The organism is Rhizobium sp. USDA 3886 (assembly GCF_056279785.1).
Genome location: NZ_JBWCDC010000001.1, coordinates 3,508,082 through 3,533,387, shown reverse-complemented (window position 1 = coordinate 3,533,387; position 25,306 = coordinate 3,508,082). Strand labels below are relative to the sequence as shown.

General features: G+C 59.8%; 29 protein-coding genes. 14 read left to right on the top strand and 15 right to left on the bottom strand.

Features of this window, described 5'->3' with window-relative positions; all coding sequences use genetic code 11:
• The first annotated feature begins 23 nt into the window (after window positions 1-23).
• Window positions 24-740: a YdcF family protein gene (locus ACZ9BX_RS17835; RefSeq protein WP_027512340.1), complete on the top strand. Its 717-nt coding sequence runs from the start codon at window positions 24-26 to the stop codon at window positions 738-740.
• Window positions 741-825: 85 nt separating this feature from the next.
• The gene (locus ACZ9BX_RS17830; protein ID WP_476219276.1) at window positions 826-1,623 is read left to right on the top strand and encodes a lysophospholipid acyltransferase family protein; all 798 of its coding nucleotides are present in this window, start codon (window positions 826-828) and stop codon (window positions 1,621-1,623) included.
• On the opposite strand, the gene ACZ9BX_RS17825 is transcribed toward ACZ9BX_RS17830, so the two are convergent.
• Window positions 1,620-2,150 carry a gamma-glutamylcyclotransferase gene (locus tag ACZ9BX_RS17825; RefSeq protein ID WP_476219274.1) on the bottom strand — a complete coding sequence of 177 codons (531 nt, stop codon included), beginning with the start codon at window positions 2,148-2,150 and terminating at the stop codon, window positions 1,620-1,622. The two genes, ACZ9BX_RS17830 and ACZ9BX_RS17825, sit on opposite strands and share 4 nt — an antisense overlap.
• Before the next feature lie 52 nt (window positions 2,151-2,202).
• Between ACZ9BX_RS17825 and ACZ9BX_RS17820 the strand changes: the two genes are divergently transcribed.
• Window positions 2,203-3,204 carry a DUF2125 domain-containing protein gene (locus tag ACZ9BX_RS17820; protein WP_476219273.1) on the top strand — a complete coding sequence of 334 codons (1,002 nt, stop codon included), beginning with the start codon at window positions 2,203-2,205 and terminating at the stop codon, window positions 3,202-3,204.
• 3 nt (window positions 3,205-3,207) lie between these two features.
• On the opposite strand, the gene ACZ9BX_RS17815 is transcribed toward ACZ9BX_RS17820, so the two are convergent.
• The 3 genes from ACZ9BX_RS17815 to ACZ9BX_RS17805 form a co-directional block, all read right to left on the bottom strand.
• A complete protein-coding gene (locus ACZ9BX_RS17815; protein ID WP_476219272.1) occupies window positions 3,208-4,140 on the bottom strand; it encodes a prephenate/arogenate dehydrogenase family protein in 933 nt (310 codons plus the stop codon).
• Window positions 4,137-5,246, bottom strand: coding sequence for a histidinol-phosphate transaminase (hisC, locus tag ACZ9BX_RS17810; RefSeq protein ID WP_476219271.1), 1,110 nt, complete (start codon window positions 5,244-5,246; stop codon window positions 4,137-4,139). The genes ACZ9BX_RS17815 and hisC overlap by 4 nt, the downstream gene beginning before the upstream one ends.
• Before the next feature lie 87 nt (window positions 5,247-5,333).
• The gene (locus tag ACZ9BX_RS17805; protein WP_027512346.1) at window positions 5,334-6,110 is read right to left on the bottom strand and encodes a class I SAM-dependent methyltransferase; all 777 of its coding nucleotides are present in this window, start codon (window positions 6,108-6,110) and stop codon (window positions 5,334-5,336) included.
• Between the two features lie 53 nt (window positions 6,111-6,163).
• On the opposite strand from ACZ9BX_RS17805, the gene gloB reads away from it, so the two are divergent.
• Window positions 6,164-6,934, top strand: coding sequence for a hydroxyacylglutathione hydrolase (gene gloB / locus ACZ9BX_RS17800; RefSeq protein WP_476219268.1), 771 nt, complete (start codon window positions 6,164-6,166; stop codon window positions 6,932-6,934).
• Window positions 6,934-7,356: a cupin domain-containing protein gene (locus ACZ9BX_RS17795; RefSeq protein WP_132567831.1), complete on the top strand. Its 423-nt coding sequence runs from the start codon at window positions 6,934-6,936 to the stop codon at window positions 7,354-7,356. Before gloB ends, ACZ9BX_RS17795 begins: the two co-directional genes overlap by 1 nt.
• Window positions 7,357-7,359: 3 nt before the next feature.
• On the opposite strand, the gene yddG is transcribed toward ACZ9BX_RS17795, so the two are convergent.
• Both yddG and ACZ9BX_RS17785 read right to left on the bottom strand, forming a co-directional pair.
• Window positions 7,360-8,253, bottom strand: a complete 894-nt coding sequence (gene yddG, locus ACZ9BX_RS17790; protein ID WP_476219266.1) for an aromatic amino acid exporter YddG — start codon at window positions 8,251-8,253, stop codon at window positions 7,360-7,362.
• Between the two features lie 28 nt (window positions 8,254-8,281).
• On the bottom strand, window positions 8,282-9,058 hold the full coding sequence (locus ACZ9BX_RS17785; protein ID WP_476219264.1) for a DUF3108 domain-containing protein: 777 nt from the start codon (window positions 9,056-9,058) through the stop codon (window positions 8,282-8,284).
• Between the two features lie 239 nt (window positions 9,059-9,297).
• On the opposite strand from ACZ9BX_RS17785, the gene rpmB reads away from it, so the two are divergent.
• Both rpmB and ACZ9BX_RS17775 read left to right on the top strand, forming a co-directional pair.
• Entirely contained in the window at window positions 9,298-9,588 is a 291-nt protein-coding gene (gene rpmB, locus ACZ9BX_RS17780) for a 50S ribosomal protein L28 (protein WP_022718069.1), read from the top strand.
• A gap of 112 nt (window positions 9,589-9,700) precedes the next feature.
• Entirely contained in the window at window positions 9,701-10,336 is a 636-nt protein-coding gene (locus ACZ9BX_RS17775) for a queuosine precursor transporter (RefSeq protein ID WP_476219262.1), read from the top strand.
• Window positions 10,337-10,368: 32 nt separating this feature from the next.
• On the opposite strand, the gene ACZ9BX_RS17770 is transcribed toward ACZ9BX_RS17775, so the two are convergent.
• The 4 genes from ACZ9BX_RS17770 to ACZ9BX_RS17755 form a co-directional block, all read right to left on the bottom strand.
• A complete protein-coding gene (locus ACZ9BX_RS17770) occupies window positions 10,369-11,361 on the bottom strand; it encodes an esterase-like activity of phytase family protein (RefSeq protein WP_476219260.1) in 993 nt (330 codons plus the stop codon).
• Window positions 11,362-11,383: 22 nt separating this feature from the next.
• Window positions 11,384-13,285, bottom strand: coding sequence for a cobaltochelatase subunit CobT (gene cobT, locus ACZ9BX_RS17765; RefSeq protein WP_476219258.1), 1,902 nt, complete (start codon window positions 13,283-13,285; stop codon window positions 11,384-11,386).
• A gap of 12 nt (window positions 13,286-13,297) precedes the next feature.
• Window positions 13,298-14,290, bottom strand: a complete 993-nt coding sequence (cobS, locus tag ACZ9BX_RS17760; RefSeq protein WP_476219257.1) for a cobaltochelatase subunit CobS — start codon at window positions 14,288-14,290, stop codon at window positions 13,298-13,300.
• A gap of 311 nt (window positions 14,291-14,601) precedes the next feature.
• Entirely contained in the window at window positions 14,602-15,216 is a 615-nt protein-coding gene (locus tag ACZ9BX_RS17755; RefSeq protein WP_476219256.1) for a J domain-containing protein, read from the bottom strand.
• Between the two features lie 104 nt (window positions 15,217-15,320).
• Here ACZ9BX_RS17755 and ACZ9BX_RS17750 point away from each other — a divergent pair, with 104 nt between their 5' ends.
• Window positions 15,321-15,605: a BolA family protein gene (locus tag ACZ9BX_RS17750; protein ID WP_027512357.1), complete on the top strand. Its 285-nt coding sequence runs from the start codon at window positions 15,321-15,323 to the stop codon at window positions 15,603-15,605.
• Between the two features lie 56 nt (window positions 15,606-15,661).
• Window positions 15,662-15,985, top strand: a complete 324-nt coding sequence (locus ACZ9BX_RS17745) for a hypothetical protein (protein ID WP_132567818.1) — start codon at window positions 15,662-15,664, stop codon at window positions 15,983-15,985.
• A gap of 3 nt (window positions 15,986-15,988) precedes the next feature.
• Here the strand turns inward: ACZ9BX_RS17745 and ACZ9BX_RS17740 are convergent, their stop codons facing one another.
• The 3 genes from ACZ9BX_RS17740 to ACZ9BX_RS17730 are packed head-to-tail and all read right to left on the bottom strand — an operon-like array spanning window position 15,989 to window position 19,013.
• Entirely contained in the window at window positions 15,989-17,299 is a 1,311-nt protein-coding gene (locus ACZ9BX_RS17740; RefSeq protein ID WP_476219255.1) for an HlyC/CorC family transporter, read from the bottom strand.
• Window positions 17,296-18,426 (bottom strand): 3-dehydroquinate synthase, encoded by a 1,131-nt coding sequence (gene aroB, locus ACZ9BX_RS17735; RefSeq protein WP_476219253.1) that lies wholly within the window; start codon window positions 18,424-18,426, stop codon window positions 17,296-17,298. The genes ACZ9BX_RS17740 and aroB overlap by 4 nt, the downstream gene beginning before the upstream one ends.
• On the bottom strand, window positions 18,423-19,013 hold the full coding sequence (locus ACZ9BX_RS17730) for a shikimate kinase (protein ID WP_476219252.1): 591 nt from the start codon (window positions 19,011-19,013) through the stop codon (window positions 18,423-18,425). The genes aroB and ACZ9BX_RS17730 overlap by 4 nt, the downstream gene beginning before the upstream one ends.
• A 146-nt stretch (window positions 19,014-19,159) precedes the next feature.
• Here ACZ9BX_RS17730 and ACZ9BX_RS17725 point away from each other — a divergent pair, with 146 nt between their 5' ends.
• From ACZ9BX_RS17725 to ACZ9BX_RS17705, 5 genes are all read left to right on the top strand, one after another.
• Window positions 19,160-19,336 carry a hypothetical protein gene (locus ACZ9BX_RS17725; protein ID WP_027512362.1) on the top strand — a complete coding sequence of 59 codons (177 nt, stop codon included), beginning with the start codon at window positions 19,160-19,162 and terminating at the stop codon, window positions 19,334-19,336.
• Between the two features lie 4 nt (window positions 19,337-19,340).
• Window positions 19,341-20,294 (top strand): site-specific tyrosine recombinase XerD, encoded by a 954-nt coding sequence (xerD, locus tag ACZ9BX_RS17720; RefSeq protein WP_476219250.1) that lies wholly within the window; start codon window positions 19,341-19,343, stop codon window positions 20,292-20,294.
• A 63-nt stretch (window positions 20,295-20,357) separates the two neighbouring features.
• A complete protein-coding gene (locus ACZ9BX_RS17715) occupies window positions 20,358-21,314 on the top strand; it encodes an acetyl-CoA carboxylase carboxyltransferase subunit alpha (protein WP_476219248.1) in 957 nt (318 codons plus the stop codon).
• A gap of 199 nt (window positions 21,315-21,513) precedes the next feature.
• On the top strand, window positions 21,514-22,752 hold the full coding sequence (locus tag ACZ9BX_RS17710) for a L,D-transpeptidase family protein (RefSeq protein ID WP_476219246.1): 1,239 nt from the start codon (window positions 21,514-21,516) through the stop codon (window positions 22,750-22,752).
• A gap of 5 nt (window positions 22,753-22,757) precedes the next feature.
• Window positions 22,758-22,982, top strand: coding sequence for a sulfurtransferase TusA family protein (locus ACZ9BX_RS17705; protein ID WP_476219245.1), 225 nt, complete (start codon window positions 22,758-22,760; stop codon window positions 22,980-22,982).
• 2 nt (window positions 22,983-22,984) lie between these two features.
• Here the strand turns inward: ACZ9BX_RS17705 and ACZ9BX_RS17700 are convergent, their stop codons facing one another.
• Together ACZ9BX_RS17700 and ACZ9BX_RS17695 are read right to left on the bottom strand one after the other, a co-directional pair.
• Window positions 22,985-24,121, bottom strand: a complete 1,137-nt coding sequence (locus ACZ9BX_RS17700) for a CobW family GTP-binding protein (RefSeq protein ID WP_476219244.1) — start codon at window positions 24,119-24,121, stop codon at window positions 22,985-22,987.
• Window positions 24,122-24,132: 11 nt separating this feature from the next.
• Complete coding sequence (locus ACZ9BX_RS17695; RefSeq protein WP_476219242.1) at window positions 24,133-25,236, bottom strand: D-alanyl-D-alanine carboxypeptidase family protein; 1,104 nt, start codon at window positions 25,234-25,236, stop codon at window positions 24,133-24,135.
• Window positions 25,237-25,306: the final 70 nt, after the last annotated feature.

Genomic DNA, 25,306 nt, shown 5'->3' with positions numbered 1-25,306 from the left:
TAATCTGCATATATTTACGACTCATGACCATGGGCCACACTAGACGCAATCCGATTCGTCCCGAGCCGGCGCTTGCAAGCTACGGTGTCGGCGCCCCGCGTCGCGGCCCTCTACGCCGGATGCTGCGGTGGGGCGGATTTGCCTTCGTGCTGACGACTGCGCTGCTTTTCGTTGGTTTTCTACGGTTCGCCGATTCCATCACGACCTTGAAACCTCCAGCCGAGCCGAAAGCCGATGCCATCGTCGTTTTGACAGGTGGCTATCAGCGCATCGATCAGGCCGTCGAACTGCTGGAAAAGGGCGCAGGCAAGCGGCTGCTCATATCGGGCGTCCATCCGTCGACAACCCGAGCACAGATTCGAAAGACCACATCAGCCCCGGCCGATTTGTTCAATTGCTGCGTCGACATCGGCTATGACGCAATCGACACGATCGGCAACGCGCAGGAGGCCGCGAACTGGATCCATGCCAAAGGCTACAAGAGCGTTCTGGTCGTTACCAACAATTACCACATGCCACGCAGTCTCGCGGAACTTGCCTACGTTGACGCCGATACGCAGTTCATCCCCTACCCGGTCGTCAACTCGGATCTGAAGACCCGGGCCTGGTTCACTGATCCGAATGCACTTCGCGTCATGCTCGCCGAATATGGCAAGGTGCTTTTGGCAGGCGCACGCAATATCACCGGCTTCGGGCGCCATCCCGGCCTTCGCTCAGCAAGCATCACGGGCCAGAGCTGATTTTCATCAGGCGCTTTTTATGGCAGCCATTATCGTGTAGGCAGGGCGAACCGCGGTCACGCGGATAATGGCTTTGGAAAACTTCATGATCGCGCTGCGTTCCGTCCTCTTCAACACGATCTTCTACGCCAACCTCATCATCCGGATGATCGTGCTCTCGCCCTATTACTTCATCGTGCCCCGCAAGACCGCCTATGCGATCCCCAAGAACTGGGCGCTTTCGAACCATTGGCTGATGGAAAAGATCGTCGGGACGACCTTCGAAATCGAAGGCATCGAGAACCTGCCGGAAGGAAGCTACATCCTCGCCCCAAAGCACCAGTCCTTCTGGGACACCTATGCACTGTTGCCCTGGCTGAACGACCCGGTTTACATCCTCAAGCGCGAATTGATGTGGATCCCGCTTTTCGGCTGGTACGCGAAAAAGCAACGCATGATCCCGGTCGACCGCGGTGCGCGGGGCAAGGTGATGGTCGAGGTGTTGAAGCGCACCAAGGAAGAGCTTGCTACAGGCCGTCAGCTGATCATCTATCCGGAAGGCACGCGCCGGCCTCCGGGCGCAGAACCGCTCTACAAGTACGGCATTGCCCGCATGTATCGGGATCTCGGCATTCCGGTCGTGCCGGTCGCCATGCATCCCGGTCTTTTCTGGCCGCGCCGCAGCGCCGTGCGCCGTCCCGGCCATTTCAAGGTTCGCATCCTGCCCGCCATCCCGCCGGGCCTCGATCCGGATGCGTTCTTTCAGCACCTGATCGATGTGACCGAGAAGGCGAGCGACGAGCTTTTGATCGATACCGCCGCGCGCAATCCGCACCTGCCGCTGCCGCCGACCGCCACCGAGAGACTGGCGCAATTACGCAAGGCAAAGGCCGCCTCCGCCTAAGTGGCCCGCAACCGCTCGACCTCGTTGGCGACCCGTTCCAGCCAATGATCGCGAATCCCCATCTCCTGCAGATGCGAGAGCGTATTGAAAACGTAGGCGTCGTTCGAGCCTGACTGACCCTTTGCCTCGTGAACCATGTGGGCAGCTGCAGAGGCATCGAGTGCGCCGGCATATTGGGCGTGATCGCGATCAACGATGTAGGCAACTGCCTTGACGCTGCTCCGACCGGAAAGCGATAGCCGCACATGGCGCTCCCGATAGACGTTGGTGACGAGCTCGCGGGCACGCAGATAGTCCATTACCTCGTCCCGCTTCTCCAAGGCCACGCGAAACGCCATGCCGCGGCAAGAGCCGCCGCGATCGAGACCGAGCACGAGACCCGGATTTTGCTGCGTGCCGCGGTGAACCCAGGAATGGACGCATAAGGAGCGCCGGTAACCGTAAACAAGGGCCTGGGACCGCTCAAGAAACTCGAAGCCCGGATTCCACATCAGCGATCCGTAGCCAAACACCCAAAATTCGTCCATATCGCACGCCAGACCGAAATTCCCATTCGCGATTCACCATTGGAGAACCATCATGGCAGCGTCAAGCCAAACCGGCAGCGGCAGAAAATTCTGGTTGCTCGGCTTGGGCATCGTTCTGGTCATCGCGATCTATACCGGCGGTTGGTTCTACGCGGCCTCACAGCTCAAGGAGACGGTGCTGAAGGCGATTACGCCGCGCAGCACGGCGGGCGTCAGCGGCGAATGCGCCGGTATCGACTTTCGCGGCTACCCGTTCCGCATCGGCCTCTATTGCTCGAAAGTAAGTGTGGACGACAACACGAACGGCGTCTCCGCTTCCTTTGGCGAACTTCGCTCCGCAGCGCAGGTTTACGCGCCGGGCCATATCGTTTGGGAGCTCGATGCGCCGGCCGAAATCCGTACGGCAAACGGCCTTTCGATCTCGGCTGAATGGGCCAATCTGCAATCCAGTCTGGTGACGAGGCTGAGGGGCATCGACCGGACTTCAATGGTCATCGAAGGCCTGAAGGCGACCGCTGTCTCCTCCTATACTGGGCAGACGGTCAATATCGATGCGAGACGCACGGAAGTCCACCTGCGCCAGAATGCAGGCGATCTCGATGGTGCCGTCTCCCTCCAGGATGCAAATGCCGTCATCAAGGACTGGCCACAGGTCTTCCCGAAATTCGCGGCGAGCGCCGATATCACCCTTGCAGGCAAGGGTGGAATGATCGACGGCAGCGACCCGCAGGGGCTTTATGGGGCCAGCGGGGAGCTGCGCAAGGCCGTGGCGGATATCGGCGACGGCAAGGTGATGACGCTTACCGGGCCTTTCTCCTTCGATGCGCAAGGCTTCCTGTCCGGCAAATTCAAGCTCGAAATCGAGCAGCTCGGCCCTTGGCGCGACAGCCTGAAACAGGCCTTCCCGGAAATCTCCGAAACCGTCGACACCGCCGCCAAGCTTCTGAAGGCGCTCGCGGTCGGCGGTGACAAGGTTTCGGTCGATCTCCTCGTTCAGCACGGCAATGCCACCGTAAGCGGCTTCATCCCACTCGGCACGATCCCGCCGATCTGAGGCTCAGTTTGCCTTCGTATCCTGCATGTGGGGGCGGCCAAAGTCCGGCGCGTCCACGTCCTGTCCCGCCTGAACGATCGAGCGACGGATGGCGCGGGTGCGGCTGAAAAGTTCGAAAAGCTTATCGCCCTCGCCCCAGCGGATGGCGCGCTGCAGATAGGCGAGGTCTTCCGAAAAGCGCGCCAACATTTCAAGGATCGCATCCTTGTTGTGCAGGCAGACGTCACGCCACATCGTCGGATCGGACGCCGCAAGGCGCGTAAAGTCACGAAAGCCGGAGGCGGAATATTTGATGACTTCCGATTCCGTCACGGCTTCCAGATCGTCCGCCGTGCCGACAATATTGTAAGCGATGATGTGCGGTAGGTGCGAGACGATGGCGAGCACCTTGTCGTGGTGCTCGGCGTCCATCTCATCGACCTTGGAGCCAAGGCTTTCCCAGAACTTGCGGAGCTTTTTTAGTGCGCTGTCATCCGTGCCCGTAATTGGCGTAAAGATGCACCAACGGCCTTCAAAAAGGCCGGGGAAACCCGCATCGGGTCCGGATTTCTCCGTACCGGCCAGCGGATGACCGGGGATGAAGTGCACATGCGGCGGCATATGCGGCTGCATCTGCGCGATGACCGACGCCTTGGTGGATCCGACGTCGGTGACGATCGCGCCAGGCTTTAGGGTCCCTGCGATTTCCCTCGCAACGCTTTCCGAGGCGCCAACCGGCACGGACACGATAACGAGATCGGCATCCCTGGCAGCCTCGGCCGACGAAGTCGTATAATGGCTGCCGAGCTGCAATTCCTCGGCGCGCTTCAGCGTTTCAGCACTGCGCGTGGCAACGACGACTTCATTGGCAAGCCCGAGCCGCTTGATGTCATGGGCGATCGAGGAGCCGATCAGCCCGATGCCGATCAGCGCGATGCGATCAAACTGCGCTGTCATGTCGGGCGTCCCATGAATTCACCGAGCGCTTCGATAACGCCATGATTGGCTTCTTCCGGACCGATGCTCATGCGAAGTGAATTGGGGAAACCGTAGCTGCGAACCGCTCGCAGGATGTAGCCGCGGCTTGTCAGGAACTCGTCGGCATCGGTAGCACGCTTGCCATCGGCATCCGGAAAATGAATGAGAACGAAATTCGTCACCGACGGCGTGACCTTGAGACCGATCGTTTCGAGCGCGCCGGTGACCTTCTCGATCCACATCTGATTGAAGGAAGCAGCCTGCTGCATGAAGGCCTGATCGCGGATCGCTGCGGCACCGGCCGCGATCGCCGGCGCGTTCATATTGAAAGGGCCACGCACGCGGTTCAGCGCGTCGATGATCTCGGCAGGCGCATACATCCAGCCGACGCGGAGCGCGGCAAGCCCATAGACCTTCGAGAAGGTCCGGGTCATGACGACGTTCGCGTTCGAGGAGACGACCTCGATACCGGATTCGTAGTCGTTGCGCCGGACATACTCGGCATAGGCCGCATCGAGCACCAGGACGACATGGTTCGGCAGGCCGGCCTGCAGCCGACGAACTTCGCTGACCGGGATATAGGTGCCGGTCGGATTGCCGGGATTGGCGATGAAGACGATCTTCGTCTTGTCGGTTACCGCCGCCAGGATCGCATCGACATCGACGGTATAGTCCTTCTCCTTGACCACGACAGGCGTCGCGCCCGCGCCCATGATCTGAATCTTGTAAACGAGGAAGCCGTGCTCGGTGATGATGCCTTCGTCACCGGGGCTGAGATAAACGTGGCAGAGCAAGCCGAGCAGTTCGTCCGAGCCGTTGCCGCACATGATGTTAGCCGGATTCAAGCCGTGAATCGCAGCGATCGCCTCGCGCAGTTCGATCGCCTGGCCGTCCGGATAGCGCTCGAGATGGCCCGCGGCCTCACGGAAGGCGTCGATCGCCTTCGGGCTCGCACCAAGCGGCGTTTCGTTGGAGGAGAGCTTGTAGACGCGGGCAACGCCTGGTGCATGTTCCTTGCCCGGTACATAGGCTGCAATGTCCAGAATACCGGGACGCGGAACAGGCTTGCTCATCTCAACACTCATGGGATCGACCTTGAAAAAACGCCGGAAATTCCGGCCCGAAATTGCCCTGTGGCAATAAAGCGGAACGCGGCCTTTGTCGAGTGAGACTTAGTAGCTGCGCGTCGTCGGGACGCCATGCGGCGCAAGAACCGGCACGAAGACGCGGCGCGAAGCCCGTGCGGCAACCGGCAGTCCCTGATAGAGCCGCTTCTGTGCCTCGACGATGATGACGCCGGAAAAGGCCGGCCAGAGCGTGCGGCCGATGCGTTCGAAGCCGCGGCGAAGGCTGAGAACCGTGCGAAGCTTCGATGGCGGGAAGAAGAGCGCCTCAGCCGTCGCGCCGGGCGTGAAATTCGTCTCGCGCAGCAGATGCGTGAGCTGACCCCGCGAATAGGGGCGCCCGGAGCCGAAAGGCGTATGCTCCATGCGCGCCCAGACACCGCGTCGGTTCGGCACGACGATGACGAGCCGTCCGCCGGGCGCAAGCACGCGCCAGAGCTCTTTCAAGGTTTCCCGCGGGCTTTCGGCGAATTCCAGCGAATGAACCATCAGCACACGATCGATGGACGAATCGGGAAGCGGCAATTCTTCATCGAAGATCAGAGCGGTCGATGACAAGGATCCCACCGGCCAGTTCACGGCGCCCTGCCCGGCGGGCATGAAGGCGAAGGTGCGCTCGGTATCGGCACCGAACCGGTCGAGGAATGGAACGGCATAGCCGATGCCGACGAGCCGCTCCTGCGGCAGCCGCACCCAAAGCGACGACAGCGCCATAGCGATAGAGTGCTCGGCAAGGCGCCCGAGCTCGGAATGATAGAACTGGCGCAGATCGACAATATCCGTGTGCATCGCGATAAATGTTATCAGCGGGCGATTGGACTTCAAGGCCGGAGCCTCTACATTCCGGACAAGTTCGTGGGAAAGAGGCCGTTTGGACAATGAAAGCCTTGGAATTAGAAGTTTTTCTCTGCCGATCCGATAATTTTGGCGTTCTCGTGCATGATCCGGAGTCCGGGCTGACCGCGTCGATCGACGCACCGGAAGAGGCAGCCGTAGCAGCGGCCGCAAAGCGGCGCGGATGGAAGATTTCGCACATCTTCACCACGCATCACCACACTGATCACGTCGAAGGCAATTTGGCGCTGAAAGAGCAGTTCGGCTGTGAAATCATCGGTCCGGTCAACGAAGCTATTGCAATTCCCGGCCTCGACAAATCGATGGCCGATGGCGACAGCTTCCTCTTCGGTGACCACACGGTCAACGTCATCGAAACGCCGGGTCATACCGCGGGCCATATCTGTTACCACTTCGCGGACGACAAACTGCTCTTTGCCGCCGATACGCTCTTTGCGCTCGGCTGTGGCCGTCTCTTCGAGCGTCCGGCCGCCGATATGTGGCATTCAATTCAGAAGCTGGCCGTTCTGCCGGACGAAACGGCAATCTATTTCGGCCATGAATATACGCTTTCGAACGCCCGTTTCGCCTTGACGATCGATCCGGCCAACGAGCGGCTGAAGACGCGTGCAGCAGAGATCGAAGCTTTGCGCGCTGAAGGCAGGTTCACCATCCCGACGACTCTGGCCCTGGAAAAGGAAACCAATCCTTTCCTTCGTGCCGCGGATCCCGCGATCCGCCGCAATCTCCTGATGGAAAGCAAGACGAATGAGGAAGTCTTTGCGGAGATCCGCAGGCGCAAGGACAATTTCTGATGGTTCCCGACGAGATTATCGCGGCGCTGTCGATGCAGCCGCATCCGGAAGGCGGCTGGTACGTACAAACGTTTCGCGACGACAACGGTGGAGATCGCGGACATTCGACGGCGATTTATTACCTGCTGAAGGCAGGGCAGCGTTCGCATTGGCATCGCGTTCACGATGCGGCGGAGGTCTGGCATTACTACGCCGGTGCGCCGCTGGCGCTCCACCGGTCCGAAAACGGCGCGAAAAGCGAAACCTTGCGGCTGGGCACAGACTTGGCAAACGGCGAGCGCCCGCAGGCGGTCATTCCGGCAAATTGGTGGCAATCAGCAGAAACGCTCGGCGAATACACGCTTGTTGGCTGCACAGTGGCGCCCGGGTTCGAATTCTCGAAATTTGAAATGGCACCGCCAAATTGGAAACCGGGCGGCTGAGACCTATTCAGCCGCTGCAGTCTGTTCCCCGACGCTTTTGCGGCGAATCATTTCCTGAGCCGCAAGCACCGCACCGCCGGTGACCAGCAGGCAGGCAAGCGCGATACGCCAGCTTGGCTCGGCAAAACCGAATATCGTCAGGATAAGCGTCGAAAGCAGCGGCGCCGCATAGCTTGCCGCGCCGAGGATCTGGATGTCGCCGTTCTTGACGCCGTAATCCCAGGCATAGAAGGCTGCACCGACCGGGAAGAGCCCAAGACCGGCGACGGCGATCCATTCGAGGGCCGTTTCCGGCCAGACGGTCATTTCCAGGCCGAGATGGCAGAGAAACGACAAAATGGAGGTCGCAAGGCAGAAGCCGGTGACGACATCGGTCGAAACCGCGTCGAAGCGCCGCGTCAGCAGCGAGTAACCGGACCAAGTGAAGGCGCAAAGAAAAGCCGCGCCATAACCGGCGGCATATGCACCGTCGAAATCGATGCCGTTGCGGCTCACGATCAGGAATGTGCCGCAGAGCCCTGCAAGCGCCCCTGCCACATGATACCAGCGCAGCCGTTCGCCCGGCAGCAGCGCCGAGCCGACAACGATGAGCAACGGCCAGAGATAGGCAATCAGCCCCGCCTCGACCGCGGGCGCATTCCGGAGCGCCGTGAAATAAAGGAAGTGATAACCGAAAAGACCCGCGATGCCGATGATCCAGACCTTGGCTGGCTGCTTCAGGAGCGCCACGCGCGACGGATTGAGGATCAGGACGATGATGCCCGGGACGCTCCCGATTGCAAAACAGATCGCCGAAAGTTGGAACGGCGGCATCTTACCGGACGCTGCGGTGAAGAGCGCCAGAAACGACCACATCAAAATGGCCGTGAACCCGATCAATGTCGCCCGAAGCTTCACCTGTCCCCCTTCACGGAGACCAACTCCGTCAGCTTGCGCGATATTTCACCGCGGTAATCGTCACCGTTCCGTATTGCGTCGGAATGCGGACATAGACCGGAGCATATACATTCGCGGCATCCGCCTTTGCAAACCAGATTTCCATATTGCCGCTTCTGCTCAGGTAGTCGATATCCTTGCGGCCCTTCCTGTAGCCAGACTTCGGCACGAAACGCACACCGCAGACCGTCGCCTTGCCTGAGAATCCATCCGTCTTGAAGTCCTCGGAACCCTTTGGCGAAAGCACGAGGTCCATGCGCATCTCGCCATCATAGATCGGCAAGCGCTGCGAGCAGAGCTTCGTATCCGCCGGGAAGATCAATCCGGAGATGGGATCAAGGACAGAGCGCATATCGCCCGGCTTGACATCGACCCAGTTACGCGGCTGGCGCCGTTCCGGTTTCACCGTCGTTGAGACGATATTGCCGTTTCTATAGCGGACTTCATAGGTGCGCACGCGTTTGCCGCTCTTGTAGTAGAGGTAGTAGCGCTGCGCCTGCAGCCGGTCGTTGCGCAGGACACCGGTGACGCTGGTCTTCGCAGCAATGTTCGTCACAAGATCGGCAAGGCCCGCCGAGCTGATATTGCCTGAAACCTGGTAGCGCTGATCATTTCCGATTTGGGTCACGAAGGCGGCGCGTGCAATCGGCAGAATCCCGAGGGCAACCTTGTACTCCGTGCGATGACGGATTTCGGCCGCGCTGGCTGGAATGGACACCAGCGCTGCAATTGACGATAGGAAAATCCGCTTGCCCAAATGAGCCATGAAGAGAGCCTTTTTCACGGGCAGACAATGCCCTGCACAAACGGTCTATACTCCTGCCGCTATCCAAGCAAACACGAGCTTTTTGACGGAATTGCGGGAAAGGCCAAGGTTTGGCTTGACGCGGGCGGCCGGCCTGACTATAGAACCGCAACTTTCCAATTATGGCCTGTTGGATTGCAGACCCGCGTTTGTCGGGGCATCGCAATTCGATGGCCTAGAAAAACAAGAATAGGTGTTCAATGTCCCGCGTGTGCGAATTGACCGGCAAGGCCGTCCTGACTGGTAACAATGTCAGCCATGCCAACAACAAGACCAAGCGTCGGTTCCTGCCGAACCTGTGCCAGGTTACGCTGATCTCCGACGCTCTCGGCCAGCGCTACCGTCTGCGTGTTTCGGCTGCTGCCCTGCGCTCCGTCGAGCATCGCGGTGGCCTCGACGCCTTCTTGATCAAGGCAAGCGAAAACGAACTGTCGATGCGCGCTCGTCTGCTGCGCCGTCAGATTGTCAAGAAGACCGCCGAAGCCGCATAAGCTTCGACACCTTCTTCCATACGGCTTCAAAGGCTTGCACGGCGAATACCGGACAAGCCTTTTGCTTTGCCGGCCCAATAATCCAACTGGTGGCATCACCCAGGATAAAAAAATGCTGAAGACCCGCTATACCCTCCTCTATATCGCCCTGATGACGCTCGTCGTCGTGGCTTCCAACTTCCTCGTCCAGTTCCCGTTGAATGCCGAAATCGCAGGCATCAACCTTGCCGACATCCTGACCTGGGGCGCATTCACTTATCCGGTCGCCTTCCTGATCACCGACCTCACGAATCGCCAGTTCGGCCCTCAGGCAGCGCGAAAGGTCGTGTTCGCCGGCTTCGTCGTCGGCATCGGGCTTTCCTTCTTCACGTCAGTGCCGCGCATCGCGATCGCCTCTGGCTCCGCTTACCTCGCCGGCCAGCTTCTCGATATCGCCGTCTTCAATCGCCTTCGCCGCCAGACCTGGTGGCGTGCGCCGCTCGTCGGTTCGCTCATCGGCTCGGCGCTCGATACGGCGATCTTCTTCTCCTTCGCCTTTGCCGCCTCCTTCGTCTTCCTCGGCCCGAACGATCCGTTTGCGCTGGAACAGGCCCCGGTCCTTGGTGCGTTTGCCGCTCAGGCGCCGCGGTGGATTTCCTGGGCGATCAGCGATTTCTCGGTGAAGATGATCATGGGTCTCGCCATGCTGCTTCCCTACGGCGCACTCATGAACGTGCTGCGGCCGATGCAGCCGGTCCGGGCAAGCTGATGGCCAGAAGGCCCGCCTTCGAGCGGGGCCTTCTACTCAGTGAGACGAAATTCCAGCATGAGGTTTCGCTCCAGAATGGAGTGGTTGTCATCGGAAACAATGATCACATGCGTGCTGCCGTCCGGCGCCTGAAAGGCATCCAAGCCTTCCATATTGTCGATCTGGTAACCGAAATCGGCCGTCAATAAAATTTTGCCATCAACGACGGCGTCCGGCCTGATCTCTGCCGCGGCGATGCGGCGGATGCGCATGCCGATTCCATTGGCAATGTTGAAACGCCGCTCCAGAAGCAGAAGATCGCCGTCCGGCAGAAAGGCACCGTCCGTCGGGTCGAAATCGCCGTTGTGCGTCACCGCGAAGCGTCCCTTGAGCGGACCGTCGAGGATCGCGCCGTGGACATTTCCCCCCCGATCCCGGCTCTCTTCCGAGATAATGACGGTCGCTCCCTTCAGAGCGCTTTCGGGCGGAGCCGCCGCCAGCGTCTCAAAGCCGCGGCCGCCTCGGAGTGATCTCATCGGCACGAGAAGCGGGATGGAGGCAACCGATGACGAGGTCTCGAACCCAGGATCGGGGTAGACCTCGACCCGATGGTCTTGTTCGAAGGAGACTAGAACCTGGTCACCCTTGAGGACAAGACCCTCGGCGTCCATGTGCCCTTTGCCCTCGAAAGTGCGCCCGCTTCCGTTTCGCATGGGCGCGATTCCAACGCCGGACACACCGGAAAGCTTGTCCTGCTGGTCACGTTCAATGCTGCCGGTCAGCCAGTGGCCGGTATCCAGCACACCGACGAAATGCTTCCCATCCGGTCTGAAACGGATCGACGACCACGAGCCGAAGAGCGGGTTGCCAGACACCATCTCCAGCCCACCAAGGAATTCCAGCGGCCCGAACTTGGTCTCGCTGGAGCCGATCTTGAAGGTCGAAATGACGCGGCTGCTGACATCCACGCTCTCGCCCGCAACTGCAATCGAAGCATCCCCCGCGAGACAAAGAGCAAGCAAAGCGGCGCAGGACAAACGGATCATCAAGCGCCGGTTCCTTTCGGCATCAGCTTGCACGTCGCAGGCGGCCGCCGCGCGGCTGAGCTGCCTGATCTTCGAAGAGTGAGGCAAGCTGCTCAGTCATAGCACCTGCAAGCTCATCCGCGTCCACGATGGTCACGGCACGGCGATAATAGCGCGTCACGTCGTGGCCGATGCCGATCGCAAGCAGTTCGACCGGCGAACGGGTCTCGATCTGTTCGATCACAGCGCGCAGGTGACGCTCGAGGTAGTTGCCGGGATTGACCGACAGAGTCGAATCATCGACCGGCGCGCCATCCGAAATCATCATCAGGATGCGGCGCTGCTCGCGGCGCGCGAGAAGCCGGTTATGCGCCCAAATCAGCGCTTCGCCGTCGATGTTTTCCTTGAGCAGCCCTTCGCGCATCATCAGGCCGAGATTGGTGCGCGCGCGGCGCCACGGCGCGTCGGCAGACTTGTATATGATGTGACGCAGGTCGTTGAGGCGGCCGGGCGTCTGCGGCTTGCCGCCGACAAGCCAGCTCTCGCGCGCCTGCCCGCCCTTCCAGGCCTTGGTCGTGAAGCCAAGGATCTCGACCTTGACGCCGCAACGCTCCAGCGTGCGGGCCAGAATATCGGCGCAGGTGGCTGCAACGGTGATCGGGCGTCCGCGCATCGAGCCCGAATTGTCGATCAGCAGCGTCACGACCGTATCGCGGAACTGCGTGTCCCGCTCCATTTTGAAGGACAGCGGCTGCATCGGATCAATGATGATGCGCTGCAGGCGGGCCGTATCGAGATAGCCCTCTTCCAAGTCGAAGTCCCAGGAGCGGCTCTGCTGCGCCATCAGCCGGCGCTGCAGTCGATTGGCGAGCCGGCCGACAGCGCCCTGCAGGTGCGCGAGTTGCTTGTCGAGGAAGGCGCGCAGGCGCTCCAGTTCGGCAGCGTCGCAAAGCTCCTCGGCAGTGATGATCTCGTCGAACTCTTCGGTAAAGACGTGATAATCGACCTTCTCGTTGAAATCGGCAAAAGGCGTGTTCGGACGACGGGTTTCGCCCGGCGTTTCCGAATCGTCCTCGCCCTCTTCCATCATGTCGTCGTCGGAGATCTCGGCGCCCTCGGTCTCGCCGTCCTCCATCTGCTCGTCGGCGACCTCGCTGTCCTCAACAGGAGCAGCGTCCGTGCCGGCGTCGTCATCCACTTCGTCTTGATCGGACTCGTCGCCATTCGGCTGGTCTTGCTGATCCTGCTCGTCGTCCTGGTCGGGTTCGCTGTCGTCGTCGCCGTATTCTTCCGCCATTTCCATGGCGGAGAGCATGTGGCGGATCGCCTTCGAGAAGGCCTGCTGGTCATTGATGACGCTTGCAAGGTCGTCGAGTTCGGAGCCCGCCTTCTCCTCTATAAAGGGCCGCCAGAGATCGAGAACCTTTCCCGCAGAGGCCGGCGGCTTCTGGCCGGTCAGTTTCTCGCGCACCATCATGGCGACAGCTTCGCCGATCGGCGCATCCTCCTGCCGCTCGATGCCGGTGAAATTCGCTTTCGCGTATTTCTCCTCGGCCATGGAACGCAGGTTCGCGGCCACACCCTCCATGCGCAGCGTGCCGATCGATTCGACGCGCGCCTGTTCGACGGCATCGAAAATCGCCCGCGCGTCCGAACCCTGCGGCGCCATCGTCGCATGGACCTTCTCATCGTGGCAGGCAAGCCGAAGAGCCATGGAATCGCCGAGCCCGCGGGTCACCGCCAGCTCATGCGCCGTCGGCCGCTTGGAAAGTTCCGGCAGGCGAATACGCTCAGCCGTCATGCCAGGGCGTTCGTTGGCGAACGTCACCTCGACCTCGCCGTCGCCCGCAATCGCCCGGACGCAGCCGGTTATCGCACGCCGCAACGGCTCGACGTCGACCGGGCCGTTCGGCTTTGCTTTCGAGTTGTCACCACGAGACACCATGATCGACCGGCCTTAGGCCTCCAGCACGATGTTGGCTGCGCTTTCCTTGAGCTCGATACCGAAGGCGCGCTGATAGTGCTCGGCGACCAGCGGACGCTCCAGTTCGTCGCACTTGTTGAGGAAGGTGACGCGGAAGGCGAAGGCGAGATCGCCGAAGATATCAGCGTTTTCGGCCCAGGTGATGACCGTACGCGGACTCATGACGGTCGAGAGATCGCCATTCATGAAGGAAGCGCGCGTCAGATCGGCAACTCGGACCATCTTGGAGACGATGTCTCGGCCGTTCTTGTCTTTCCCGAAGCTCTTCACCTTGGCGGCGACGATATTCACTTCATGTTCGTGCGGCAGGTAATTCAGCGTCGTCACGATCGACCAGCGGTCCATCTGCGCCTGGTTGATCTGCTGCGTGCCGTGATAGAGGCCGGTCGTATCGCCAAGGCCGATGGTGTTGGCCGTCGCGAACAGCCGGAAGGCCGGATGCGGACGGATGACGCGGCTCTGGTCGAGCAGAGTCAGGCGGCCGGAGGATTCCAGCACGCGCTGAATGACGAACATGACGTCCGGACGGCCGGCGTCATATTCATCGAAGACGAGCGCGACATTGTGCTGATAGGCCCAGGGCAGGATGCCGTCCTTGAATTCCGTGACCTGAAGGCCGTCCCTGACGACAATCGCATCCTTGCCGACGAGATCGATACGGCTGACATGGCTGTCGAGGTTGATGCGCACGCACGGCCAGTTGAGACGGGCAGCGACCTGCTCGATATGCGAGGATTTGCCAGTGCCGTGATAGCCGGAGATCATGACGCGCCGATTATGCGCAAAGCCCGCAAGAATGGCGAGCGTCGTCTCGCGATCGAAGAGATAGTCGGTATCGAGATCCGGAACGTAGGCATCGCCCTTGCTGTAAGCCGGTACGCGGATATCGGAATCAATCCCGAAGACCTCCCTGACCGAAACGGTGGTGTCTGGAAGCTCGGAAATATCAAGGTCAATCTTGCTCATCATGTCTCCAAGGCGGGTGCTTCCACCCGGCCATACTATCTCAGGCCATTTCGCAACCATGACGCCGCAGCTTTGATCCGCGCCGGTTCAAGGTGGGAGCGTCGGCGATACTTCTCCGGGACTGAAGCGAAACCTCGGCGGGATAATGACCGCGTGCGAGCATTCTGGAACAAAGTCCCGGACAAGAAACGCCGCGTCCGGAAGGTTGGCAAAGGCGGCGATGGCAAAACGCACAGATGCATGCCGCGTTTGCCTGCGGCCTCAGCCGATTTGGACCATACCCGATTGAAAGCGGAGAGCAAGGACAGGAATTAACAAAAACCGTTCTGCTTCAACAATTGATAGGCCTGGATGACGGCGCGGAAGCGCTCTTCGGAACCGCGGTCGCCGCCGTTGGCATCGGGATGATGCTTCTTGACCAGTTCCTTGTAGCGGGTCTTGATCTCGGCAGAGGTGGCATTTGCCTGCAGCCCCATCGTATCGAAGGCCCTAGCCTCCAGACTCTTCAGCTTGCGTTGTTCCGGAAAGCGCGGACCGCTGCCCTTGGCGCCGCTTACGAAACCGAAGGGATCGCGCACGCGGCTATAGGCGCCGGAACGGATATCGGAATGCAGCGGGCTGTCCTTCGCCGCCTTGTTGACGCCGACGGTCCAGGTCGGGCGGTGGCCGGTAACCGCTTCCTTCTGATAGCGCGCGATTTCGCCGTCCGAAAGGCCGGAAAAATAATTGTAGCCCTTGTTGTACTCTTTGACGTGCTCGAAGCAGAAAAGAAAGAACTGGCCTTCGGCATTGCGTCCGACGGGAGCGCGATGCACGCCTTTTTTGTCGCAGCCGTCCCACTGGCAGACCGGAGGAGCCTGCTCGGTTTCCTGCTCGCGTTTGCGGCGGGTACGGATGCGGTCGAAATATTTGGAATCGAGTCTCATGACGGCGCTAATTATGGGCCTGCGAAGAGGCGACAACAAGAATTGACAAACACGATTGTTGCTGGCTTGGTGGGAACCCCCTTTTTGCGAAGCAACCGGACGAAATCGTGACCCTTCTGACCCGCATCGAAGAAAAACTGACCGAAGCTTTTGCGCCTGAGCGCCTGAGCGTCATCAACGAAAGCCACCTGCATGCCGGCCATCAACCAGGTTTCACTGGTACGGGTGAAACGCACATTCGCGTGCGCATCGTCTCGGCCAAGTTTGCAGGAATGACGAGGCTCGCCCGCCACCGCGCCGTCACCGAACTGCTGAAGCCGGAACTCGATGCCGGGCTGCATGCGCTCGCGGTAGAGCTCGCCGCACCCGGCGAAGCAACTAGCTGGTAGCGGAACACGTCCCTCATATAGGCGTTTGTCCTCCTTTCACCAAGGAGGAAGCAGGGATGACGAAGCCGACGATCGCCCGCATCTGGCGCGGATGCACGCCAAGAGCCAAGGCTGATGAATACGAAGCCTATAACTACGAAACGGGCGTCAAGCCGCTGATTGAGAAAGCACTCGGCGTCCAGACATTTCGCGAAGACCGGGAAACGGAAAGCGAGTTTGTTACGATCTCCTATTGGGAGAATATCGAGGCGATGAGCACCTTTGCCGGCACCGATCCCACGAAGATCCATCACCTCGATCGCGACAGCGAATTTCTAATCGAGCTGCCGAAAGAAGTGCAAATCCTGCGCCTGCTTACCAGCCAGGGAGCGACCGGATAGCATTTAGAGCGGCTTTACCTCGTTCTCCGCGGCGGGCCGGATGCGCAGTCTGGTGATGCGGTTCTTCTCGCGTTTCATGACGATGAAACGCTTGCCGTAAAAAGTGAAGGCCTGCCGCTCTTCCGGGATCGTCATCGATTCATGGATGACGAGGCCGGCGATCGTCGTCGCCTCTTCGTCGGGCAACTGCCAATCGAGCGCGCGGTTCAGGTCCCGGATCGGCACGCTCCCGTCGACAATGATCGAGCCGTCCGATTCCTGGCGAACGCCCTGCATGTCGATATCGTGCTCATCGGAAATATCGCCGACGATTTCCTCGAGGATGTCCTCGAGCGTCACGATGCCCTGCACTTCGCCGTACTCGTCGACAACCACGGCGAAATGCTGCTTGCGGCGCAGGAAGGCATTGAGCTGGTCTTCGAGATTGGTGCTGTCCGGCACGAACCATGGCTTCTGCGCGATCTTGACGATGTCGAGATTTTCCGCCTCCACATTCGGCTCGGCGAGAGCGCGCAGCAGGTCTTTTGCATGGACAACGCCGATGATGTTGTCGATCGAACCGCGCCAGAGCGGCATGCGCGTGTAAGGACTCTCTAGGATCGTGCGAACCACTGCTTCCGGCGCATCGTCGGCATTGATCGCCCGCATGGCCGTCCGGTGGACCATGATGTCGGAGAGTTCGAGCTGGCTGAGATCAAGTATCCCGCCAAATCGGTCCCGGTCAGCCTTCACCACTGCACCCTCGCGATGCAGGAAATCGACGGCGCCGCGCAGTTCCTCATGGGCTGTTAGCATCGACGTTTCGCGTGAAAAATTAATGCCGAAGAACGCCAGAATCCAGCGGACAAGCGCATTGACGAAAGACGAGACCGGGCCCACGACCGCAACGAAGAGCTTTACCGGCAGGGCGACGCCCAGCGAAAAACGGTCCGGCGACGAAATCGCCCAGCTCTTCGGCAGTACTTCCGCGAAGATGACGAGGATTACAGTCATCGCAAGGGTTGCGAGCCCTACACCTGGACGCCCAAAGAGACCGAGGAATATGCTGGTCGCCAGAGACGAAGACAGAATGGTTGCGAGATTGTTGCCGATCAGCAGCGCGCCGATCAACCGGTCGCGTTGCTCGATCAGCTGACGCACGAGGCCGGCCCGTTTTTCGCCATTGACCTCCAGCGTATGCATGCGGCTGCGCGAAGCCGCCGTCAGTGCCGTTTCCGAGCCGGAGAAGAAAGCGGACAGGAGCACGAGGGCCACGATGGAAACAATTTCCGGCCAGTAAACCGAAAGAAATGCCAGCGTGCCTTCAAGCGTCATTGCGGCTGCTTTTCCTTGAGAAAGCTCAACACTTCGGAAGCCGGGACGTCATCGGCGATGAAGGACTGGCCAATGCCGTGCGTCAGGATGAAGGTGAACTTGCCGTTCTTCACCTTCTTGTCCTGCGCCATCGCGTCGAGCAGCTTTTCAGCCGGCGGAAGGGAGCCCGGAATGTCGGACATGCACGTAGGCAGGCCGACCACTTTCAAATGCTTTTCGACGCGCTTCGCATCATCAGGGCTCGCAAGGTTCATGCGCGCCGAAAATTCATGCGCGAGAACCATGCCGATCGAAACGCCCTCGCCGTGCACCAGGCGGGTGCTGTCATAGGCCGTGGCCGCCTCCAGAGCGTGCCCAAAAGTATGGCCGAGATTGAGAAGCGCGCGCGGACCGTTCTCGCGCTCGTCGGCGACCACGACATCTGATTTCGCCTGACAGCTTGTGGCAATCGCGTCGATACGCGCAGAGCCGCCGGCAAAGACGGCGCTCCAGTTTGCTTCAAGCCAAGCGAAAAAATCCGGTTTGTCGATGAGACCGTATTTCGCGACTTCGGCATAGCCGGCGCGGAATTCGCGCTCGCTGAGCGAGTTTAAGACATCCGTATCGGCAAGGACCAGATCCGGCTGGTGGAAGACGCCGACAAGGTTCTTGCCGTGTCGGCTGTTGATGCCCGTCTTGCCGCCGACGGAGGAATCTACCTGCGAAAGCAGGGATGTCGGCACCTGCACGAAGCGCACACCGCGACGCACGATGCCAGCGGCAAAGCCAGCGAGATCGCCGATGACGCCGCCGCCAAGCGCAATCACATAGTCGTTCCGCTCGACGCGCGCCTCCAGCACCTTATCGCAGACGGTCATCAGATGCTCGAAGCTCTTCGTCTTCTCACCGGCGGGCAGCACAAGCTGCGCGGATACGATGCCCGAGCATTCGAGACTTCTAACCAGAGCTTCGAGATAGAGCGGCGCGACATGCTCATCCGTGACGATCGCAGCTTTGCGGCCTTTCAGCCTCGATGCGATTTCCGCCCCGGCGCGTTCGATCAGCCGCGGCCCGATCAGTATGTCGTAGGCACGCTCGCCGAGCGGTACATGAACCTTTCGTTCGGAGGAAGAGGTGATCGCATTCATGAAACGGCACTTTCGGTTTGGGCTTCGATCATGGCTTTCAGGACTTCGTCGGCCATGATTTCCTTGCGCACATCGCGCGACAGCACGGTGATGTCGGCTTCGGCATAAATCGGGTACCGCGCGTTCATCAGGTTTTTGAGCGTTTGCTTCGGATTTTCGGTCTTCAGGAGGGGGCGCGTATCGCGCTTGTTGACCCGCTCCCACAGCACATCGAGATCGGCCTTCAGCCATACGGAGAGGCCGCTCTTCTTGATGTGCTTGCGCGTCTGCTCATTGACAAAAGCGCCGCCGCCGGTGGAAATCACGCGCGGACCATTCTTCAGCAGCCGCTTCATCACGCGCGTTTCCAGCGCGCGGAACTCCTCTTCGCCGTAAGCTGCGAAAAGCTCCGAGATCGTCATCCGCGAGACGCGCTCGATCTCCACGTCGCTGTCGATGAAGGGAACGCCTAACTGATGGGCGACGAGACGGCCGACGGAGGATTTGCCGGCCCCCATGAGGCCAACCAGGATCAGATTGCGGGACCCGAGCGCGGCACGAGCTCTGTCTTTCAGGCTGTCTCCCACTTTCAGAACTGGGTCACTCATCGGTCCATTCACACTTTGTTTGCAAACGGTATCGACAAATGCGGGTGTAGCGTCAAGTCGCGGACCAGGGAAACATCGTCCAAAAGCCGCTTCTTGCACGCAAACCCGCTTCTTCATAAAAGAGGCAGAGCTCATGGAGTTAAGAAATGCCAACCCTCTTCCGTCTACTGGCTGTCCTGGCGATCATCGCCGGGGCGATCTATGGCGGCATGGTGGCGCTTGTGACATTCGTGGAGCCGCAGCCTCGCGACGTGACGATCCGAGTCCCGTCGGAACGGATCAATCCGCCGGCAACCGGCACGATCAAACCGGCGAAGAAGTGATCTGATGAGGGATTTGAGCCGCGCCCACGTGGAAGCCTTTCTCGAGATGATGAGTGCGGAGCGAGGTGCAGCCGTAAACACGCTGCAATCCTATGAACGTGATCTCGATGATCTCCATGCATTCCTGAACGGCAAAAGCGTGCGGCTGACCGAAGCAGCCTCCGGCGATCTCGCTGCCTACCTCTCCTCGCTCTCAAAACGCGGTTTCAAGTCTTCGTCCCAAGCCCGCCGGTTGGCAGCCATGCGGCAATTCTACAAGTTCCTGTATGCCGAAGGCCTGCGGGTCGACGACCCGACAGGTGTCCTCGATGCTCCCAAGAAGGCGCGAGCTCTGCCAAAAACAATGGGTGTCGACGAGGTGACGCAGCTGTTGACCCGTGCAGAGACCGAGGCCGACGACCCCGCGGATGGCCAATTACAGCGCCGGCGGATGCTGGCGCTGCTGGAACTGCTTTATGCGACAGGAATGCGCGTCAGCGAACTCGTTTCGCTGCCGGCACGCGTCCTCGATCAGGAGGGCCGTTTTCTGATCATTCGCGGCAAGGGCAACAAGGAGCGGCTCGTACCGCTGTCTCAATCGGCCATCGCGGCACTCAAGGCCTATGGCCGGTTGCTTGCGGAAGTGACCGCGAAGGCGAAGGATCCGGTTGATAGTCCATGGCTTTTTCCGGCAGCCTCCAAGGAAGGCTATCTGCCCCGTCAGGTCTTCGCGCGTGACTTGAAAAACCTCGCAATCCGTGCCGGATTGACGCCGTCCCTGATCTCGCCGCACGTCATGCGCCACGCCTTTGCCAGCCATCTGCTTGCCAACGGCGCCGACCTTCGTGTGGTTCAGGAACTCCTCGGACATTCCGACATTTCTACGACACAGATCTACACGCATGTCCTTGAAGAAAGGCTGCAGCAACTGGTTCAGACGCATCACCCCCTTGCCAAACAGGCGAAAAAGCACGAATAGGACCGGCGACATGGGGCAAGGCCAGCAAGAATGCCCCGGGCACAAGGAACGGAAACGCACCTCATGCACAACTATCTCGACTTCGAAAAGCCGATCTCCGACCTCGAAGGCAAGATCATCGAACTGAAGAAGCTCGCTTCCGAAGACGAGAGCATCGATACGTCCGATGAGGTCGGCAGGCTGGAAGTTCGCGTGCGCGAAGCGATGGTCGATATCTATTCCAAGCTCAATGCCTGGCAGAAAACGCAGGTTGCGCGCCATCCGCAGCGCCCGCACTTCGTCGATTATGCAAAGAAGCTCTTCCAGGAATTCACGCCGCTCGCCGGCGACCGCAAGTTCTCCGAGGACGCGGCGATCCAGGCAGGCCTTGCACGCTTTCGCGGCCAGCCGATTGCCGTCATCGGCCAGGAGAAAGGCAGCGACACCAAGAGCCGCCTGAAGCACAATTTCGGCAGTGCCCGCCCGGAAGGTTACCGCAAGGCGATCCGCATTCTCGAAATGGCAGATCGTTTCAGCCTTCCCGTAATCACGCTTGTCGATACCGCAGGCGCCTATCCGGGCGTGGGCGCCGAAGAGCGCGGCCAGGCGGAAGCAATCGCCCGCTCAACTGAAATGTGCCTTGGCGTGAAAGTGCCGATTATCTCCGTCATCATTGGCGAAGGCGGCTCCGGCGGCGCAATCGCGATCGCCACCGGCAACAAGGTCTATATGCTCGAGCATTCGATCTACAGCGTAATTTCGCCGGAAGGTGCAGCCTCTATTCTCTGGCGCGATTCCACCCGCGCCAGGGAAGCAGCAACCAACATGAAGATCACGGCTGAAGACCTGAAGTCGCTTGGCATCATCGACGGCATCATTCCCGAACCGCTCGGCGGCGCTCATCGCGATCCGGATAGCGTCATCGCCGCCGCCGGCGATGTCATCGCCAGCGCCCTTGCCGAACTTTCGCCGCGTTCCGGCGAACAACTGCGCAGCGATCGCAGGCAGAAATTCCTCGCCATGGGCCGGAACCTCGCATAACTCCCACAACATACGTGACCGGATTGCGGCCAAACCTTGGCCACAATAATGTTATCTGTAACAGTCGCGCTTGCGGGATATCCTTGGGCAAGTCATAGGCTGGTAAGGAATTGTGAAGTATAAGCCGCCTATGATTCTGGGAACACCCGAACTCCATGGACGCGGATCGGGTCGTATCGATTTAATGGGCTTGTTGGGAATGCGCATTCGTCATTTTGCCTATGTTTCGCTGATGGCGCTGGCTCTTGCCGGCTGCAACGACGCTTTGGACGTCACCCATACTGATCTGTCGAAGGTCAAGAACAAGGTCGAGCAGCCTTTGCCGGCGCGTATCCTCGCGGATATGAGGGCGAAAGGCATGGACCGCAATTCCCCGATCATGGTCCGTATCTTCAAGGAAGAGGGTGCTCTCGAAGTTTGGAAGGCAAAGACGGACAACCGCTTCGACAAGATCGCGGATTACAAGATCTGCGCGTGGTCCGGCCGGCTAGGCCCGAAGGTCAAGACTGGCGACCGGCAGGCGCCTGAAGGTTTCTACAACCTGACAAGGACCAACCTGAACCCGAACTCCAAATATTATCTGGCGATCAACACGGGCTTTCCAAACCGTTACGACGCCGTCAACGGCCGAACAGGCTCCGACCTGATGATCCACGGCGCATGCTCGTCTTCCGGCTGCTATTCGATGACCGACGAGCAGGTTCTGGAGATCTATGCTTTCGCGCGCGATGCCTTCAAGGGCGGCCAGACAACGGTTCAGTTGCAGGCTTTTCCCTTCCGCATGACGGCAGAAAATATGTTCAAGCATCGCCTGAACCAGAACTATGACTTCTGGAAGATGCTGAAGGTCGGTTACGACAATTTCGAGATCACCAAGCGTCCGCCGGACGTGAATGTCTGCGAGAAGAAATATGTCTTCAACCAGCAGCTAGCTGACGGCAGCGGCGCTTTGAATCCGGCGGGCCAGTGCCCAGCGATGTCCACGCCTCCGGCACTGGCGTCAGCCCTTGCCTCCTATAACAAGATATACGCGGCCGACTTCGCCAGGGCTGAAAAGAAATTCGACGGTATGGCTTGGTACGACCCGACCGAAGCCGAGCGGAAGGCCGTCGTCGCCAAGCAGCGCAAGGGCCGCGAACTCGCTTATGCCCCGACCGGCACCTCGCTGGAAGCGGGACGCATGGTCAACGTGGCCGAACTCGAAGAAATGATGTCGAAGCGGGCTGCGCCCGTGGCAAATCCCACGGCTACCGCCTCCGCAACGCCGGCACCGACAGCTGCACCCGCTGAGAACAACGCGACGGCAGTTGCAGCGGCTGTGCCTGCCAATGTTCCCGTTCCCACGCAGAATCCTCTGGCCTTCGCACCGGAACCTCCTCCGCAGGAAACGGCCGAAGCCGCCAAGAAGCCGTTCTGGAAATTCTGGGCCAGGAACTAAGCGGCTTGGACGCCGTTTCCTATGACCTGCGCGGCCTGAAATGCCCCCTGCCCGTGCTGAAAACCCGCCGTAAGCTTTCCTCCATGGCAAGCGGCGCGCTGCTCCGTGTCGAAACGACCGACCCGCTGGCGGGAATCGACATTCCCCATTTCTGTAAGGAAGACGGCCACGAACTGCTGGAAACGGTGAAGACCGAAACCGGCCACCGTTTCCTGATCCGCAAGGGATAATCTCAAATCTTCATGCCGGGAATGGCGAGCGGATTATCGTTGAGTGCTGTGCGATCCGGGGTATCGATGCGCGGTTTTCCGAGGAAAGCGTCGAAGAGAGTCTTCACGAAATCCTCCGGCAGATCCTTGGTAATCAGCACCATGCGCGTGCGCCGGTCGGCCGGATCCGGCCAAGCCGGAAGACGCATCGGCGGGTGAAAGATATTCTGCACGCCATGCAGGACCAAGGGTCTCTCCGGCCGGTCTGAGACTGCAATGATCGCCTTCATGCGCAACAGCTTTTCGCCATGCGCGGAGCGCAACAGGTCGATGAACATTTCCAGCGCCATCGGCTCGATCGGCTTGTCTTCGACGATCGAGAACGATCGGATCGAGGTGTCGTGACGGCTCACATCATGCGGGTCCTGGTGGTCATGATCATGGTGGGCGTGTTGGTGGTGGTCATGATGGTGATGGGCGTCATGCTCATCCTCATCGCGAAGCCATCGGCGGACATCGGCAATCTTCGTCGCCGGATCGTACAGGCCGTTTACGAGCATCTCCACGCTGCCGGCTTGCGCGCTATCTGCATCCAAGAGCGCCGCTCGTGGATTAAGCTGGCGCAGCCGCGTTTTCAGCGCGGACAATAGCTCAGCGATCGCCATCGACCTTTTCGATACGATCAAGCGATCAGCGACTGCGGCTTGCTTGCGTGCCTCCTCGTGATTGTCGAGCGTCTGCAGCCCATTGACCGCATCGATGACCGTCACGACACCGTCGAGTTCGAAATTGGTGGCGATGACCGGGTTGCCCATAATCGCCTGCATGACCGGCGCCGGATCAGCGAGGCCGGTGGTTTCGATCACGACACGCTTCACGGGCTTGACCCGGCCAGTCTGCACCGCATCCATCAGATTTGCCAGCGTATCGACGAGTTCACCGCGCACCGTGCAGCAAAGGCAGCCGTCCGAAAGCTCGATGATCGCATCGCCCGAGCTTTCGACGAGCAGATGGTCGATGCCGACATCGCCGAATTCGTTGATGATGACGGCGGCATCCTTCATCGCCGGATCCTTCAGGACCCGGTTCAAGAGGGTCGACTTACCGGCGCCAAGAAAGCCGGTCAGGATAGTGACCGGGATTTTGTCATGAATCCTCATCTGGCTTTACCTTAGAAGGAGGTCGGACGCGGCAGCGGCACCGGCACATTAGCAAGGTCGCCGATTGCGTCAGCCTTCGCCATCTTGTCCGGCGGAACATCCTGGCCGGGGATGAGGCCGGCAAAGACGTAGCGTGGCTCATGGTCCATTTCCAGGATATAGGGCGACTGCACTTTCATGCGGCCGACCTCGTCGCGCGTTTCGCTGCGCACCTTGGCACCTTTTGCGCTGCAGATATCGGCGCTTATGTCGGTGACCTGATCCTGCCCCGGTCCATATGGCTTCAACGAACCCAAGGTATCGGTTGCCGGAAACTGCGTCACAAAGCCCTTCTGCAACAGGTTCGCCGTCGCATCCGCGCGAGCTGCAAGACTGTCTGTTCCGAGAACGACGGAAATCAGGGTGCGGCCGTTACGGGTCGCCGAGCCGATCTGATTGAATCCCGAGGCACAGATAAAGCCGGTCTTCATACCGTCAGCACCGGCAAAACGGCCGATCAACAGGTTGATGTTCGGCGTGTTCGTCTTGCCATTGGAGAAACCTTCAAGCGCGAAATAACCCGCATATTGCGGGAAATCGCGCCGCAGCACCACGGTCAGGACTGCGAGATCGCGCGCCGTCGTATATTGGCCCTTACCCGGCAGGCCGTTCGGATTGACGAAATGCGAATCCGACATGCCGAGCTTTGCTGCCTCGGAATTCATGCGTAGGACAAAGGCATCCTGGGTACCGGCGACGGCCTCTGCCACGGCAACCGCGACGTCATTCGCCGACTTGATCATCAGGATCTTCAGCGCGCTGTCTAGCGTCAGCTTCTGCCCTGGCTTGTAATACATTTTCGCGGCTGGCTGGGCTGCCGCCTGCTTGCTGATGACGATCGGCGTATCGAGGCTGATCTCGCCGGCACGGATTGCGTCGAAAACCGTATAGACCGTCATCAGCTTTGTCAGCGACGCCGGATACCATTTGCGGAAGGCTTCTTCATGCTCCAGCACCCGGCCGCTCTGAACATCGACGAGGATTTGCGGATTGGCCTGCGCCAGCGGGACCGAAAGGACAAGAGAAGCGGCGGCTGCGGCTGCGAATGAAATCAAACGATTCTGGCGCGTTGACACGGTTCGTCCCTAAGATGTCCGGAAATCTCGAAAGCTTCACCTATTTAGCTTATATGGCCATGACATGGCA

What these genes read in the sequence shown, in the direction of transcription:
- hisC (WP_476219271.1), bottom strand. Translation starts at nt 5,246, where the DNA reads ATGAGTGTTGAGATGAGCAAGCCTGTTCCGCGTCCCGGTATTCTGGAC.
- ACZ9BX_RS17830 (WP_476219276.1), top strand. Translation starts at nt 826, where the DNA reads ATGATCGCGCTGCGTTCCGTCCTCTTCAACACGATCTTCTACGCCAAC.
- ACZ9BX_RS17775 (WP_476219262.1), top strand. Translation starts at nt 9,701, where the DNA reads ATGCTGAAGACCCGCTATACCCTCCTCTATATCGCCCTGATGACGCTC.
- ACZ9BX_RS17785 (WP_476219264.1), bottom strand. Translation starts at nt 9,058, where the DNA reads ATGGCTCATTTGGGCAAGCGGATTTTCCTATCGTCAATTGCAGCGCTG.
- ACZ9BX_RS17730 (WP_476219252.1), bottom strand. Translation starts at nt 19,013, where the DNA reads ATGAGTGACCCAGTTCTGAAAGTGGGAGACAGCCTGAAAGACAGAGCT.
- ACZ9BX_RS17715 (WP_476219248.1), top strand. Translation starts at nt 20,358, where the DNA reads ATGCACAACTATCTCGACTTCGAAAAGCCGATCTCCGACCTCGAAGGC.
- cobT (WP_476219258.1), bottom strand. Translation starts at nt 13,285, where the DNA reads ATGGTGTCTCGTGGTGACAACTCGAAAGCAAAGCCGAACGGCCCGGTC.
- rpmB (WP_022718069.1), top strand. Translation starts at nt 9,298, where the DNA reads ATGTCCCGCGTGTGCGAATTGACCGGCAAGGCCGTCCTGACTGGTAAC.
- ACZ9BX_RS17745 (WP_132567818.1), top strand. Translation starts at nt 15,662, where the DNA reads ATGACGAAGCCGACGATCGCCCGCATCTGGCGCGGATGCACGCCAAGA.
- gloB (WP_476219268.1), top strand. Translation starts at nt 6,164, where the DNA reads ATGAAAGCCTTGGAATTAGAAGTTTTTCTCTGCCGATCCGATAATTTT.
- ACZ9BX_RS17755 (WP_476219256.1), bottom strand. Translation starts at nt 15,216, where the DNA reads ATGAGACTCGATTCCAAATATTTCGACCGCATCCGTACCCGCCGCAAA.
- aroB (WP_476219253.1), bottom strand. Translation starts at nt 18,426, where the DNA reads ATGAATGCGATCACCTCTTCCTCCGAACGAAAGGTTCATGTACCGCTC.
- ACZ9BX_RS17825 (WP_476219274.1), bottom strand. Translation starts at nt 2,150, where the DNA reads ATGGACGAATTTTGGGTGTTTGGCTACGGATCGCTGATGTGGAATCCG.
- ACZ9BX_RS17815 (WP_476219272.1), bottom strand. Translation starts at nt 4,140, where the DNA reads ATGACAGCGCAGTTTGATCGCATCGCGCTGATCGGCATCGGGCTGATC.
- ACZ9BX_RS17710 (WP_476219246.1), top strand. Translation starts at nt 21,514, where the DNA reads ATGCGCATTCGTCATTTTGCCTATGTTTCGCTGATGGCGCTGGCTCTT.
- ACZ9BX_RS17820 (WP_476219273.1), top strand. Translation starts at nt 2,203, where the DNA reads ATGGCAGCGTCAAGCCAAACCGGCAGCGGCAGAAAATTCTGGTTGCTC.
- ACZ9BX_RS17835 (WP_027512340.1), top strand. Translation starts at nt 24, where the DNA reads ATGACCATGGGCCACACTAGACGCAATCCGATTCGTCCCGAGCCGGCG.
- ACZ9BX_RS17700 (WP_476219244.1), bottom strand. Translation starts at nt 24,121, where the DNA reads ATGAGGATTCATGACAAAATCCCGGTCACTATCCTGACCGGCTTTCTT.
- ACZ9BX_RS17795 (WP_132567831.1), top strand. Translation starts at nt 6,934, where the DNA reads ATGGTTCCCGACGAGATTATCGCGGCGCTGTCGATGCAGCCGCATCCG.
- ACZ9BX_RS17740 (WP_476219255.1), bottom strand. Translation starts at nt 17,299, where the DNA reads ATGACGCTTGAAGGCACGCTGGCATTTCTTTCGGTTTACTGGCCGGAA.
- ACZ9BX_RS17770 (WP_476219260.1), bottom strand. Translation starts at nt 11,361, where the DNA reads ATGATCCGTTTGTCCTGCGCCGCTTTGCTTGCTCTTTGTCTCGCGGGG.
- xerD (WP_476219250.1), top strand. Translation starts at nt 19,341, where the DNA reads ATGAGGGATTTGAGCCGCGCCCACGTGGAAGCCTTTCTCGAGATGATG.
- cobS (WP_476219257.1), bottom strand. Translation starts at nt 14,290, where the DNA reads ATGAGCAAGATTGACCTTGATATTTCCGAGCTTCCAGACACCACCGTT.
- ACZ9BX_RS17725 (WP_027512362.1), top strand. Translation starts at nt 19,160, where the DNA reads ATGCCAACCCTCTTCCGTCTACTGGCTGTCCTGGCGATCATCGCCGGG.